This is a genomic window from Pseudomonas sp. S150, from assembly GCF_004526365.1.
GTDB lineage: Bacteria > Pseudomonadota > Gammaproteobacteria > Pseudomonadales > Pseudomonadaceae > Aquipseudomonas > Aquipseudomonas putida_A.
Map to the genome: position 1 here is coordinate 5,247,072 of NZ_CP038207.1, position 13,448 is coordinate 5,260,519.

The following is a 13,448-nucleotide window of genomic DNA, read 5'->3' on the forward strand; positions in this document are numbered from 1 at the left end:
GTGATTCATTCACTCGCGACCAAGCCTACCGAGGACATAGGAAAGAGCTGTCAGCCAGCTGGACTACCGACAGTAGGAAAAGTCATCCCGACTTGTAGCCGCTACCAGCAATTGGGGCGTTTTCCGACACATCCTGCTCCATATTCAGCCACCACGTGTGCCCCCGCTGCGGCTGCATCAAATTAAACGCCTCGCCCATTCGCGGCGTGGTAATCGAAACACTACGCTCCCAGGCCAGCGCCAGAATCCGGTCAAACGGTTCATGCCAGGCGTGCATTGCCAGGTCGAAGGTGCCGTTGTGGATCGGAAACAGCCAGCGGCCCTTGAGGTCGAGGTGCGCTTGCAGGGTTTCTTCGGGTTGCATGTGCACGTGTGGCCATTCGACGTTGTAAGCGCCGGTTTCCATCAGGGTCAGATCGAACGGGCCGTATTGTTCGCCGATGCGTTTGAAGCCGTCGAAATAGCCGCTGTCGCCGCTGAAGAAGATTCGCGTATCGCCATCGATCATCACCCACGAGGCCCACAGGGTGCTGTTGCTGTCGAACAGGCTGCGGCCGGAGAAGTGCTGCGAGGGAGTGGCAACGAAGCGGATGCCGGCGATTTCGGTGCCCTGCCACCAGTCGTACTGGCGAACTTTACTGGCGTCGATGCCCCATTTGATCAGGGTGTCGCCGACGCCCAGCGGGGTCAGGAAATAGTTGGTTTTGGCCGCCAGTTGCAGTACCGCCTGGTAATCGAGGTGGTCGTAATGGTTGTGCGACAGGATCACCGCTTCGATCGGCGGCAACTGGTCGATGCTGATCGGCGGCTGGTGAAAACGTTTCGGGCCGGCCCATTGCACGGGCGACGCACGCTCGGCGAAGACCGGGTCAGTTATCCAGAATTTGCCGCGCATTTTCAGCAGCAGAGTCGAGTGACCGAGGCGATAGACGCTGTGGTCAGGCGCCGCCAGCAGGTCTTCACGGGTCAGCGGTTGCACCGGGATCGCGGCGGCCGGTCGGGTATTGCGCGGCTTGTTGAAGATCATGTTCCACATGATCCGCAGCATCTTGCGCCCACCTTCGCGCTGCACCGGCGCGTGGTTACGGAACAGCCCTTGATCCTGGCGAGAGGCTTCAGGCGTGGAAGTTTGATCCGCAGAAAAATCTGGATTGGCCATGACTGAGAGACTCCAGAAAAACCGTGCAATTCACGGTTTTTCACGGTGGGACGATAAATGGCCAAGGCACGCACGCATCAGCCGAACTGTCTGTTTTTAGGTTGCGCGGATTAACGCAACATTACACTGGGCGGTGTAGTTTCTAGGTTGCATGAAACGTGATGACAAGTAAACTGCCAAGTGTAATTCCACCCCTTCTCTGCCGAAGCGTACTTATGACAGCTCCACAACGCCTCACCGACCGCAAACGCGAAGCCATCATCCAGGCGGCAATTGCCGAATTCCGTGCCAACGGGTTCGAGGTCACCAGCATGGACAAGATCGCGGCCACCGCCGGGGTGTCGAAGCGCACGGTGTACAACCACTTTCCCAGCAAGGAAGAGCTGTTCGCCGAAATTCTCAACCAACTCTGGGCACGGATTACCGACGAGCAAACCGTGTCCTATCGCGCGGATCAGCCGCTGCGCGAGCAACTGCTGCCCATGTTGCTGGCTAAACTGCAGATGATGGCCGATGACAACTTTCTCGGGCTGGCACGGGTGGCGATTGCCGCCACCATTCATTCCCCGGAGCGCGCGCAGGACATGGTGGCGCGCATGGGCAAGCGCGAAGAAGGCCTGACGGTGTGGATTCGCGCGGCGCTGGCGGATGGTCGACTGAAAACCGTGAACGCAGAATTCGCCGCGCAGCAGGTGCAAGGGCTGTTGAAGTCGTTCGGTTTCTGGCCGCAGATTTCCATGGGCCTGCCGCCGCTGGATGCAGACACGCAAAAAGCCGTGGCCGAGTCGGCCATGGAGATGTTTCTGGCCAGATACCAGCTCTAAACCGGCCCTCTCCTGCGCCCCGCTACGATTAAATGGCTCGGAAGGACACTGATTATTCTCGTTGGAATAAATGACAATGTCCGACAATTGACCGACGAACGGTCAACCTGAAAAAACACTTCAAAGTATTTCAGGATGAATCTGGCGCAGGACATCATGGAAAATCAACGCGGCAAAGGCTTGTCATTCGCCAGACGCATTTATCTGCCCAGGATCATCGGTCTGGGTGTCGGCTTTTTCAGCGTCGCGGCTGCGCTGTATCCGTTGCACATGCCGAACTGGCTCTGGGCGCTGCTGGTGTTCAACGGTTTTATCTGGCCGCATCTGGCCTATCAGGTTTCGACCCGCTCGACCTTCCCCTACCATGCCGAACGCCGCAACCTGTTGTACGACTCGTTGTGCGGGGGCTTCTGGACCGCTTGCTTTCAGTTCAATCCGCTGACCACCGTGACCATCCTGTCGATGATGACCATGAACAATGTCGCCGCCGGTGGACGACGTCTGTTCCTGCTCGGTGCCCTGGCCCAAGTGGCCGGCGTGCTGCTGGGCTGTTTACTGTTCGGCTTCAAGTTCAGCCTGACGATGACGCAAATCGAGGTTTGGGCCTGCCTGCCGATGCTGACCTTGTACCCCTTGGCCCTGGGCATGGTCAGTTACCAACTGGCGATCAAACTCGCGCAGCACAAGCGTGCACTCAGAGACCTGAGCCGCACCGACAGCCTCACCGGGCTGCTCAATCACGGCGCCTGGAAGGATCTGCTCCATACGCGTTTCACCCGGTGCCGAGATAACAACACCCAGGACATTCTGGCGCTGATCGACATCGATCATTTCAAGACCATCAACGACAACTATGGGCACATCGTTGGCGACGCCGTGCTGCGCGAGTTGAGCCAGGCACTCAAAGGGCTGCTGGCCGAAGGTGAACGGGCCGGTCGTTATGGCGGCGACGAGTTTTGCCTGATCCTGCCCGACCAGCCACTCAATAAAGCCGAGGCGCAAATGGAACGATTGCGTCAGGCGATGGATCAATATCGGCACCCGGATGTGCCAGAGCTACGCGTCAGCCTGAGTATCGGTCTGGCCCGGTTTCAGCCGTCGTACAGCGACGCGGTTGCCTGGCTGGATGACGCCGACAAAGCGCTGTACACCGCCAAACACACGGGGCGCAACACCATCAGCGTGGCGCTGAGCAGTCCGGGCTAAGAAGACGCCCGCGCCCTCAGCCTTGAAAAAACTGATTCGCAATTTCTTGTACAACTCAAAGCAGTTTGTATAAGATCGGCTCGTCAGCCTGGATGCTGGCACTTTGCAGTCAATGGCAAATGCTCATCCAGCATTTGCTCTGCCAGCGCGGAAACAGGGACACAAACCTCGTCTTTCCCTACTTCCAGGTACTGCCCCTATGTTTTTCAAACGCCACCAGTCCGAACTCAACGACCTTCAACACACCATCACCGAACAGAACGGCCTGCTTGAAGCGATCAATCGCTCCATGGCGGTGATCGAGTTCGACCTTGAAGGCGTAGTGCTAAAGGCCAATGACAACTTCCTCAAAACCATGGGTTACCGCGCCGAACAGGTGATCGGCCAGCCGCATCGCTTGTTCTGCACCGCGGAGTTTGGTCGCAGCGCGCAATACACTGAACTGTGGTCGCGCCTGAAAAACGGCCAGTTCCAGTCCGGTACCTTCGAGCGGATCAACAGCCAGGGCCAGCCGGTCTGGCTGGAAGCCAACTACAACCCGATCAAGGATGCGTCGGGGCGCGTGGTCAAAGTGGTCAAGTTCGCCATGGACGTGACGACCAAGGTTCAGCAGGAGAGCGAGGCCAATGCCAAGCTGCAGGCGATCGACCGGGCGATGGCGGTGATCGAATTCGACCTCAACGGCGGCATTCTCACCGCCAACCAGAATTTTCTGACGCGCATGGGTTACACGCTCGCTGAACTGAAGGGTAAACATCACCGCTTGTTCTGCCGCGCGGAGCTGGTCAACAGCAGCGCCTATGAGGATTTCTGGCGGCGGTTGAATCAGGGTGAGCTGTTTCAGGGTCAGTTCGAACGCGTCGACAAGCGCGGCCAGAGTGTGTGGCTGGAGGCCAACTACAACCCGGTATACGACGCTGCCGGGCGGTTGTGCAAAGTGGTGAAATTCGCCACGGACGTCACCGCCCGCGTCGAGCAGCACGAGCACGATGCGCGCAGCGCCAGCGCTGCTTATCACATCTCGGTGGAAACCCGGAAAGTCGCCGAGCAAGGCACTCAGGTGATCCAGCAGGCGGCCAGTGAGATGCGCGAAATCGCTGACGATATCGCGCAGTCATCAACGCTGATCGCGCAACTTGGCGAACGCTCGGAGCAGATCACGGCGATCGTCAACACTATCCGCGCGATTGCCGACCAGACCAATCTGCTGGCCCTCAACGCAGCGATTGAAGCGGCGCGTGCCGGTGATCAGGGGCGCGGGTTCGCCGTTGTAGCGGACGAAGTGCGGCAACTGGCAGCGCGCACCAGCGGCTCGACGGCGGAGATTTCCAACATGATTAACCTGATCCAGAGCGAAACGCGGCAGGCGATCAAGAGCATGGAAGGCACTCGCGGGCGGGCGGCGCAAGGCGTTGAACTGGCGGATCAGGCTGGCAGCGTGATTCTGCAGATCCGCGATGGCGCCAGTGAAGCGGTGCAGGCGGTGAGCATGTTTGCCAATGAGCGGGCGCCGGGCTGATCGATATGTCGGGCCGTTGGACCGCGTCGCGGCTTTCGCGAGCAAGCTCGCTCCCACAGGTTCTGGGTTGATCACAAGTTAAGTGATCGACTCAATCCCTGTAGGAGCGAGCCTGCTCGCGAAAGGGCCATAAGCCTCGATGCAGGACTATAGTGACCTTCAGTCCCAAGTCCTGCCGAGCCCATCATGACCACAGAAAAACCCGACGTCCCCGCGCCCGCCCCCGTCGACCACTTGCGCTTCCACCGCCCCCACGCCCACCTCAACACCACCTTCGGCAACGACACGTTCGCCTTGCGCGCTGAGGCCTTCGCGCGATTCTTCGGCACGCCGCTGTTCCTCGGTGCGCAAACCGTGATCGTCGCGGTGTGGATCGGCCTCAACGTGTTGGGCGTGACGCAGTTCGACGTCTACCCGTTCATCCTGCTCAACCTGGCGTTCAGCCTGCAAGCCGCCTACGCCGCGCCGTTGATCCTGCTGGCACAAACCCGGCAAGCCGCGCGGGACAAGGCGCAATCGGACGCCGACGCGCAACACCGTGAAGCGCTGGCCGTGGCCAACAGTGAGCGCCAGGCTCAGGCTGCGCAGACCACCGCGCAACTGCTCGAACTGCTGGAGCAGAACACCCGCCTCACCGAAATGACCAAGAGCCTGACCGAGCGCATCGAAGGCCTGACCCGCGAACTGCATGCGCACATCTGCCAGAACCCGCAACGCTGATCACGGCAACCGCAGTGCCCGCCCCAGTTCATCGAACAGCGTGACCACCGAGCGCAACGCCCGGCAGTCCGGGCGGGTCAGCAGCCACAGCGCGGTGTCGTAACCGTGCAACGGTTCGCTGAGAGCCTGTAAACCTTCGGTAATGAGAAAGTCCGGCAACGCCGCCACACCGAGTCCGCCGCGCACCAGTTCAGTCACCGAGAGCATGCTGTTGCAGCGATAAGCCGGGGTCACGCCGGGCAACTGCTGACGGCGCCAGGCGACGGTCGGGTGATCCGGCAGAAACTCGTCCGGGGCGATCCAGGTCAGCGCCGCCAGATCCGTCGCATCGACGTTTTGCAGATAACGCGCACTGGCGCAGACCCGGTAGGAAATCTTCGCCAGTTGCCGTCCGACCAGATGCTCTGGCGGCGTACGCGTCAGGCGCAGGGCGATGTCGGCATCGCGGCGGTTGAGGTTGGCGAAATCGTTGGAGGTGCTCAGCTCGAGAGTCAACGCCGGATAGTTCGGCATGAACTGCGCCAGCGCCGGCAACAGCAGGCCTTGCAGCACCGAGTCGGTGCAGGTCAGGCGCACCGTGCCGCTGACCACTTCGCCGCCCTGCTCGACACCGATCCGCGCCGCTTCCAGTGCCTGCTCGGCGCGTTCGGCTTGCTCGGCGAGAGTCTGCGCGAGGGTGGTTGGCAGGTACCCGGCGCGGCTCTTTTCGAACAATTGCTGACCCAGCGCTGACTCCAGACGACGTACCGCGCGAAACACCGTCGACACGTCTACCCTGAGCAGCTGCGACGCCCGGGCCAGAGAGCCGCCCCGCACCAACGCGAGGATCAGCGCCAGATCCGGGTAGTCGAGTCGATAGTGCGTCGCTGCATTGATCACTTGGGGAAACGCCAATATTGAGTGCGTGAACGCCAATCTATAGTGAGCCCCGGTGATCGACAACTGCACACCCTCCCCCAGAGGTTCATCACTCACTCAAATCAAGGAAATCCCATGGACGCCATTTCCATCGCCCTGATCGGCGATCACGATCCGCAAGTCACCGCCCACCAGGCGATCCCCGTTGCCCTCGGCCTGATCGCCGAGCAGTCCGGCCACAATGTGCAATTCGAATGGCTGCCCACCGAGCAGATACACGCCGACACTGCGCTGGATCACTTTGACGGTTTCTGGTGCGTCCCGGCCAGCCCCTACAAAAGTGAGGCCGGTGCACTCAGGGCCATCCGTTTTGCCCGCGAACAACAGCGCCCTTTCCTCGGCACCTGCGGTGGTTTTCAGCATGCGCTGCTGGAATTTTCCCGCAATGTGCTGGGCTGGGCCGATGCCGAGCATGGCGAAACATCGCCGGATTCACCGCGAGCCGTGCTCACACCACTGACCTGTTCACTGGTGGAGGCGGTGGACAGCATTCATCTGGTCGCCGGCTCGTTGATCGCCAAGGCGTACGAAACGTCCGAAATTCTTGAAGGCTATCGCTGCCGATTCGGGGTGAATCCGCAGTTCGAACGAGATTTACTGAGCCATCAGCTACGCGCCGTGGGGCATGATTCGGCAGGTGACTTGCGCGCGATCGAATTGACTGACCATGTGTTTTTTGTCGCCACGCTGTTTCAACCGGAACGCGCAGCGCTCAAGGGCAACATCCCGCCACTGGTGCGGGCGTTTGTCGAAGCATGTGCGGAGCAACATCCATGAAGCCGAACGAGCCTTGCTTTGCGGTGATTTTCACCTCCACCCGCACCGAGGGTGACAACGGTTATGCCGCGGCCTCCGAGCGCATGATGGAGTTGGTCAGCGAGCAACCGGGATTTCTCGGCATTGATTCGATTCGTGGAGAAGACGGGGTCGGGATCACCATTTCGTACTGGCAGAGCGAGGCGGCGATTCTGGCCTGGCGCGAGCATCCCGAGCACCGGGTGATTCAGGCGCGCGGCCGGGCGCAGTGGTATTCGAAATTTCAGACCCGGGTGTGTCGGGTGGAGCGCGAGTATCGGTTTGGGCAGTGACTTTGACGGCGCGCTGACTGGCCTCTTCGCGAGCAAGCTCGCTCCCACAGGTACCGCGCTTGGGCTTTGAATTGGGTGGTGTTCTCACCGGCCTCATCGCTGGCAAGCCAGCTCCCACAGGTACAGCGTGATCTTCAGAACAACTCAAAACCTGTGGGAGCGTGGCTTGCCCGCGAAGAGGCCAGTACCGTCAATACAAAAACTTCAACCCTTCACCAGACTGCGCACCGCCACAATCTCCGGCACCTCAACCTTGCTCATGTACACCCGCAACGGCTCACTGATGTTGATCCGGTCATCGATGTTCTGGTCCAGCAACAACTGAATCAGCTCTCGCTTCAAGGTCATGGTCGTCTCAGAGGCCGGCGCCCAGACGAATTCACTCACAGGAATAATGCCGTCATCGGCGACGTCCATGCCGAACGAATCTTCGCTGAAACGCACGATGTACTGGCCGGTCTTGCGGTTGAGGCCGACGAAACCCTTGAGGTCATCGGCGGCCTGACAGATGAGTTGGGAAGTGATGCGCATGGTAAACCTCACGAAAAATCATCGATGGTTTACACGCAGGGCAACGGAATCGGCGCGCCCTCTGCCGGAGCGTCTGCCGAGGGCAAGCGTACTGCAAACCGCGCCACAAAAGTGCAGGAAAAATCGCTTTTAATACGTTTATGTCGGTCTGGCGATAGCACCCAATCGATTCAGTTGTTAAAAGGTACGTCTTTGAAAATGCCCTGCGAAAGGAACTCGAACATGCCCGCCACTTTCACCAAAAGCGCCCTCATGCTGAGCCTGCTGCTCGGTCTCGGCCAGGCCCACGCCGCCCAGACTGACGTCAACGCGCTTGCCGCCGCCCATGGCATCCCGCATCCAGCCGTGATCGCTCACCGTGGCGCGTCCTTTGATGCACCGGAGTCCACCGCCGCCTCCTACAAACTGGCCCGCGACCTCGGCGCCGACTACCTGGAAATGGATTTGCAGCGCAGCAAGGACGGCGTGCTGTTCGCCCTGCACGACAACAATCTGCAACGCACCACCGACGTCGCCACCAAATTCCCGGAGCGCAAAGACAGCCCGGCCACCGCCTTCACCATGGCCGAACTGAAAACCCTCGACGCCGGCAGCTGGTACAACAAGGCTTACCCGGATCGCGCGCGTCCGACCTACGCCGGGCTGAAAATCCTCACCCTCGATGAAATCATCGACATCGCCCAGGCCAACCCGAAACACAAGCCGGGTCTTTACATCGAAACCAAGGAGCCGCAGCTGTTTCCGGGCATCGAGCATGACCTGAAAGAGAAGCTGCAAGATCGCGGCTGGCTGAGCCCGGCCGGTTCGAAACTGGCGAAAAGCGAGTTGGCCGTCGGCCAGGGCAAAGGCAAGGTGATCCTGCAGACTTTCGAGAAGAACAGCCTCGAACTGCTGCAAAAGGAAATGCCGCAAGTGCCGAAAATCCTGCTGCTGTGGGTCGGCGAAGGCAGCATCGAGCCGAAATCGAAGGTGACCTTTGCCGAGTCCGGCGAAAAGGACAAGAACGTGTTCTACGGCAAGCAGGAGCCGAAGTCCGAAGCCGAATTCAAGCAATGGGTTGATTTCGCCAAGTCGCAGGGCGCCATCGGCACCGGCCCTTCGGCCAGGCTGACCAAGGGCGGCGACCAGAGCTATTCGGACCTGGTGCAACCGTGGATGAACCAGTACACCCACGATCAGGGCATGCTGGTGCACGTCTACACCGTCGATGAGCCGGTGGATTTCGAGAAAGTCATGGCGGCCGGCGTTGATGGCATCTTCACCAACCGCGCCAGCGAACTGTTGAAGTTCTACAAGCGCCCGGCCAGTGCCAGTGTTGATCAGGTGTTGAAGAACAACGGGTTCTGATCAGCAGACCGGGTTGTCCGCATCGCGAGCAGGCTCGCTCCCACAAGAGCGCTGCACGCGATGTGGGGTTTTAAGGGTGAATTAAGTTGCGGTGGTTAACCTGAGCCCACTTCAACGAACACCCCAAGGAATGACCCGATGAAAACTTTGACTGCCCTGTTTACCGCCGCTGCCCTGACCCTCACCGCTGGCCTGGCCCAAGCCGATGTGCGTGTCGACCAGATCCCTGAGTTGGTCAAATCCGGCAAGATCAAGTCGCTCGAATCGATGAACGCCGAGGCACTGAAACTGCACCCGGGTGCGACCATCACCGACACCGACCTGGATAACCACTTCAACGGTTACGAGTACGAAGTCGAGCTGAAAACCGCCGATGGCAAAGAGTTCGACGTCGACTTCGACGCCACCACCGGCAAAGTGCTGAGCAACAAGCAAGACACCTGATACACCGCCAAAGCAAAGCCGCACGATCAGCGATCGTGCGGCTTTTTTGCGTCCGTTGCCCGGCGAATCACGCGGATGCAGCCTGAAGGGATGCCAAAACCGCCATCAGACTGCTAGTATGGCGAGCATCAGATAAACGATTGCAGCCGAGAGCGATGGGCATGGGGCAGACAGCGGCAGCAGACATCGCGACAATCGGACGGATCAGCGCGGTTCCGGCGATCCTTCAAGTGATCCGCGAACTGACCGGCCTGCGGTTTGCCGCCGTAGCGCGGGTTACCGAAGATTCGTGGACAGCCTGCGCCGTCCTCGACCAGCTGGATTTCGGCCTGCAGGTTGGTGGCGAGCTGGATGTGGTCACCACGCTGTGCCACGAAATCCGTGCTGCGCACACCTCGGTGGTGATCGACAAGGCCAGCGAAGACCCGCTCTACCGCGATCATCACACCCCGCGCCTGTACAAATTCGAGAGTTATATCTCGGTGCCGGTGTTCCGCACTGACGGACGGTTTTTCGGCACGATCTGCGCGCTCGATCCGAACCCGGCACAACTCAAGTCGAGCAGCATCCAGAGCACCATGGAGTCGTTCGCGCGGATGCTCGCGTTGCAGATCGAAGCCGAGGAAAACGCGCAGCGCACCGAAACCGCGTTGTTGCAGGAACGCGAAACCGCCGAGTTGCGCGAACAGTTCATTGCCGTGCTCGGCCACGACTTGCGCAACCCGTTGTTCGCCATCAGCGCCGGCGCCGAAATGCTTCTGCGCAAGCATCCGGATCCGGCCATCGAGGTGCGGGTACGCAATATCCTTGGCAGTGCGCAAAGGGCAACGCGGTTGGTGGATGACGTGCTCGACTTTGCTCGCGGACGGTTGGGCAAGGGTATTCCGGTGGATATCCAGCCCTGCGCGGATTTGACCGAAGCCGTGCAACAAGTGGTGACGGAGATTCGCAACGTGCATCCGCAGCGCACGATTCGTGCGTCCATCGGCGACTTGCAGGGCTTGCCCTGTGACCGCGCGAGAATTGCTCAACTGCTGTCGAACCTGTTGGCCAATGCCGTGGCCCATGGCGACCCGGAGGGCGACATTGAGGTCATCGCGCAGCTCGAGCACGGCGCGTTAATGCTGGCGGTAAAGAATCAGGGGCATATTCCCGAGGCGATCCTGCCGCACCTGTTCCAGCCTTACTCGCGCCCGACCGGCAGCGCGCCCCAGGCCGGGCTCGGTCTGGGGCTGTACATCGCCAGCCAGATCGCCCAGTCCCATGGCGGGCATTTGCATGTGGCGTCCACCGCACAGAGCGGCACATTGTTCACCTTCAGCCTGCCCACAATCTAAGACACACCACAAATCCCCTGTGGGAGCGGGCTTGCTCGCGAAGGCGTCGTGTCAGTCAATATTTTCGGTGACTGAAACACCGCATTCGCGAGCAAGCCCGCTCCCACAAAAGTATTGCGGTGATGCTTAAGCCGAAGTGCTGACCAACGACCCCGAGCTGCTCGACCCGGAATCCTGCAACGCCTGCAACAACGCCGCCGTGGCCGTCTGCAACGAAGCCGAAGTGCTGGAGATTTGCGACTCGGCGGACGCCACGTCGGCAGCCTTGGCATCCGCGTCTTCCTGCTTGGCCTGAGCCGCTTGCAGCGCTTGCTGTTGCTCCTGCAATTGCTTTTGCAGCTCGGCGATCTGCTTGCGCAATTCTTTCACCGAATCCGATTCACCGCTGCTGTCGGAACTGCTGTCGCCTGCCGGAGCCGCGCCCCCGCCAGCCGCCACTTTGCTGGTATCGGCGCTGACGCCCGCGCTGCTGGTTGCAGGGGGCGAGGTGTCGTCACTCGCGTCGCTGATCCTGGTTTTGCTGGTGGCGGTGCTGACGGTCTGATTGATCGAAACAGAGGTGATGCTGACCATGGGAGGGCTCCAATGCCGGTTATAGATAACCGGCCATCGGCGGCAGTCGCACGGATTTGAGATCGACTGTGTACCGACTCGGTAACCGAACCGGTACACGTCGGCGGACGTCAGGCGCTCAGGCGTGCGGTGACTTCGTTGAGTTGCCCGGACAGGCCGTGCAGGTTCTGGCTGGCGCTTTCGGTGCGCTGCACGCTGTTGAGGTTGGTGCTGGCGATCGAGGTAATCTCGGTCAGGTTGCGCGAGATGTCTTCGGCGACCGAGGTCTGCTCTTCGGCGGCGGTAGCGATCTGGCGGTTCATGTCGCGGATCGCTTCCACTGCGTGGGTGATGCGCTCCAGCATCGCACCGGCCTGAGTCACTTGCTCGACGCTTTCGTCGCTGCGCGCCTGACCGCTTTCGATCGCTTGCGCGGCGTCCACGGCACCGGTCTGCACGTTCTGAATGATCTGGTTGATCTCGATGATCGACTCGGCCGTACGCTGCGCCAGATTGCGCACCTCGTCAGCGACCACCGCAAAACCGCGTCCGGCTTCACCGGCCCGCGCCGCTTCAATCGCCGCGTTAAGCGCCAGCAGGTTGGTCTGCTCGGCGATGCCGCGAATCACTTCCAGCACCTTGCCGATGCGGCCGCTGTCGCTTTCCAGACGACGAATCACTTCAGCGGTGTTGGCAATTTCGCCACGCATCTTAGTGATGGTGTGGATGGTGCCCTGCATGACCTTTTCACCCTGCTGGGCAGACTGGTCGGCATCGTCGGCAGCCCGCGCCGCATCCGCCGCGTGACGGGCGACTTCCTGGGCAGTGGCAGACATTTCGTTCATCGCCGTGGCCACCTGATCGGTGCGGTTGAACTGCTCGTTGGTGCCGCCGGCCATGGTCGTGGCGATCGCATTCAGTTCGCCGCTGGCGCTGTCCAGATCACTGGCGCTGCGTTGCAGATGAGTGAAGGTTTCGGCGAGGAAATCACGCAGGGTATTGGCCGCGGCGGCAAGGTTGCCCAACTCGTCCTGACGGTCGTTGGCAACGCGTTCGGCGAGGCGCCCACGGCTCAACTGGGTAACGTAATCGATCAGCTTGCGGATCGGCTCGATCAGGTTGCGGTTGACCAGCCACAGGCTCAGCAAGCCGATCAGCAGACCCGAGCCGAGCATCACCAGTATCCCCAGCAGCACGGTGCTGTCGGCACTGGCGCTGATTTGCGCCGACTGTTCGGTGCCCTGCTTGCGCAGCTCGGCGACCAGTTCGCTCATCTGATCGCTGGTGGCGCGGTCCACGCCTTTGACGGCGCTGTCGCCAGCCGTTGGATCGGCACCCGCAGCGACATAGGCATCGCGGCCCTTCTGGTAGGCGCTGCCGAGTTGGCGGTGCTCATCACGCAAGCGTTCGATGCGGGATTTCAGCGCCGGCTCAAGGCCTTTCTGACCGGCCAGTTCACCGAGAATGTTCTGCACATCGCGCTGACGATCTTCGAACTGGCTCCAGTACTTGGCCAGGTCCGCCGGTTGCTTGCCGCGCAGCAAGACGTTTTTCCACTCCTGCACCTGCACCTTGAATTGCAGGTTGGCCTCGTCAATCAATTGTGAGGTGTGCAAGGGGCCGGCGATCAACTGGCTGTAGTTCTGCACGCCGTTGGACAGGAAATGAAAGCAGGCCAGTGCGATCAACAGCATCGCCAGCAGGCTGCCGCCCAGCAGGGCGAGAATTTGTGCTCTCAAGGATTTTTGCAGCATCGCGAGATACTCAGGACAGGGATGAGGCACGCCCGGTAAGGCGTGGAAT

Annotated in this window: 13 protein-coding genes and 3 pseudogenes; 10 read left to right on the forward strand and 6 right to left on the reverse strand. The window is 60.4% G+C overall.

Annotated features, from left to right (window positions below; genetic code table 11):
* Positions 1-82: 82 nt before the first annotated feature.
* Entirely contained in the window at positions 83-1,159 is a 1,077-nt protein-coding gene (locus E3Z29_RS24285) for an MBL fold metallo-hydrolase (protein WP_134787141.1), read from the reverse strand.
* A gap of 215 nt (positions 1,160-1,374) precedes the next feature.
* Between E3Z29_RS24285 and E3Z29_RS24290 the strand changes: the two genes are divergently transcribed.
* From E3Z29_RS24290 to E3Z29_RS24305, 5 genes and pseudogenes are all read left to right on the forward strand, one after another.
* On the forward strand, positions 1,375-1,983 hold the full coding sequence (locus E3Z29_RS24290) for a TetR/AcrR family transcriptional regulator (RefSeq protein ID WP_134787142.1): 609 nt from the start codon (positions 1,375-1,377) through the stop codon (positions 1,981-1,983).
* Positions 1,984-2,139: 156 nt separating this feature from the next.
* On the forward strand, positions 2,140-3,189 hold the full coding sequence (locus E3Z29_RS24295; RefSeq protein WP_134787615.1) for a diguanylate cyclase: 1,050 nt from the start codon (positions 2,140-2,142) through the stop codon (positions 3,187-3,189).
* A 289-nt stretch (positions 3,190-3,478) separates the two neighbouring features.
* A pseudogene (locus E3Z29_RS30000) lies at positions 3,479-4,114 on the forward strand (PAS domain-containing protein); the annotation flags it as partial.
* Positions 4,115-4,270: 156 nt separating this feature from the next.
* Positions 4,271-4,708: pseudogene (locus E3Z29_RS30005) on the forward strand (methyl-accepting chemotaxis protein); the annotation flags it as partial.
* Between the two features lie 186 nt (positions 4,709-4,894).
* The gene (locus E3Z29_RS24305; protein ID WP_134787144.1) at positions 4,895-5,428 is read left to right on the forward strand and encodes a DUF1003 domain-containing protein; all 534 of its coding nucleotides are present in this window, start codon (positions 4,895-4,897) and stop codon (positions 5,426-5,428) included.
* Here E3Z29_RS24305 and E3Z29_RS24310 read toward each other — a convergent pair whose 3' ends face one another.
* Positions 5,429-6,370: a LysR family transcriptional regulator gene (locus tag E3Z29_RS24310; RefSeq protein ID WP_027612611.1), complete on the reverse strand. Its 942-nt coding sequence runs from the start codon at positions 6,368-6,370 to the stop codon at positions 5,429-5,431.
* Positions 6,371-6,421: 51 nt separating this feature from the next.
* Here E3Z29_RS24310 and E3Z29_RS24315 point away from each other — a divergent pair, with 51 nt between their 5' ends.
* Positions 6,422-7,123 (forward strand): CTP synthase, encoded by a 702-nt coding sequence (locus E3Z29_RS24315; RefSeq protein WP_134787145.1) that lies wholly within the window; start codon positions 6,422-6,424, stop codon positions 7,121-7,123.
* Positions 7,120-7,434 (forward strand): antibiotic biosynthesis monooxygenase, encoded by a 315-nt coding sequence (locus tag E3Z29_RS24320; RefSeq protein ID WP_134787146.1) that lies wholly within the window; start codon positions 7,120-7,122, stop codon positions 7,432-7,434. The genes E3Z29_RS24315 and E3Z29_RS24320 overlap by 4 nt, the downstream gene beginning before the upstream one ends.
* 204 nt (positions 7,435-7,638) lie before the next feature.
* Here the strand turns inward: E3Z29_RS24320 and E3Z29_RS24325 are convergent, their stop codons facing one another.
* Entirely contained in the window at positions 7,639-7,965 is a 327-nt protein-coding gene (locus E3Z29_RS24325) for a DUF2025 family protein (RefSeq protein ID WP_134787147.1), read from the reverse strand.
* A 222-nt stretch (positions 7,966-8,187) separates the two neighbouring features.
* Between E3Z29_RS24325 and E3Z29_RS24330 the strand changes: the two genes are divergently transcribed.
* From E3Z29_RS24330 to E3Z29_RS24340, 3 genes are all read left to right on the forward strand, one after another.
* On the forward strand, positions 8,188-9,312 hold the full coding sequence (locus E3Z29_RS24330; RefSeq protein ID WP_134787148.1) for a glycerophosphodiester phosphodiesterase: 1,125 nt from the start codon (positions 8,188-8,190) through the stop codon (positions 9,310-9,312).
* Between the two features lie 138 nt (positions 9,313-9,450).
* Positions 9,451-9,756, forward strand: a complete 306-nt coding sequence (locus E3Z29_RS24335; protein WP_007917758.1) for a PepSY domain-containing protein — start codon at positions 9,451-9,453, stop codon at positions 9,754-9,756.
* A 161-nt stretch (positions 9,757-9,917) separates the two neighbouring features.
* A complete protein-coding gene (locus tag E3Z29_RS24340; RefSeq protein WP_134787149.1) occupies positions 9,918-11,093 on the forward strand; it encodes a GAF domain-containing sensor histidine kinase in 1,176 nt (391 codons plus the stop codon).
* Between the two features lie 126 nt (positions 11,094-11,219).
* Here E3Z29_RS24340 and E3Z29_RS24350 read toward each other — a convergent pair whose 3' ends face one another.
* The 3 genes and pseudogenes from E3Z29_RS24350 to E3Z29_RS30015 form a co-directional block, all read right to left on the reverse strand.
* Entirely contained in the window at positions 11,220-11,666 is a 447-nt protein-coding gene (locus E3Z29_RS24350; RefSeq protein WP_134787150.1) for a hypothetical protein, read from the reverse strand.
* A gap of 110 nt (positions 11,667-11,776) precedes the next feature.
* Entirely contained in the window at positions 11,777-12,544 is a 768-nt protein-coding gene (locus E3Z29_RS30010; protein WP_371921119.1) for a methyl-accepting chemotaxis protein, read from the reverse strand.
* Positions 12,545-12,709: 165 nt separating this feature from the next.
* Positions 12,710-13,399 (reverse strand): annotated as a pseudogene (locus E3Z29_RS30015) (methyl-accepting chemotaxis protein); the annotation flags it as partial.
* Positions 13,400-13,448: the final 49 nt, after the last annotated feature.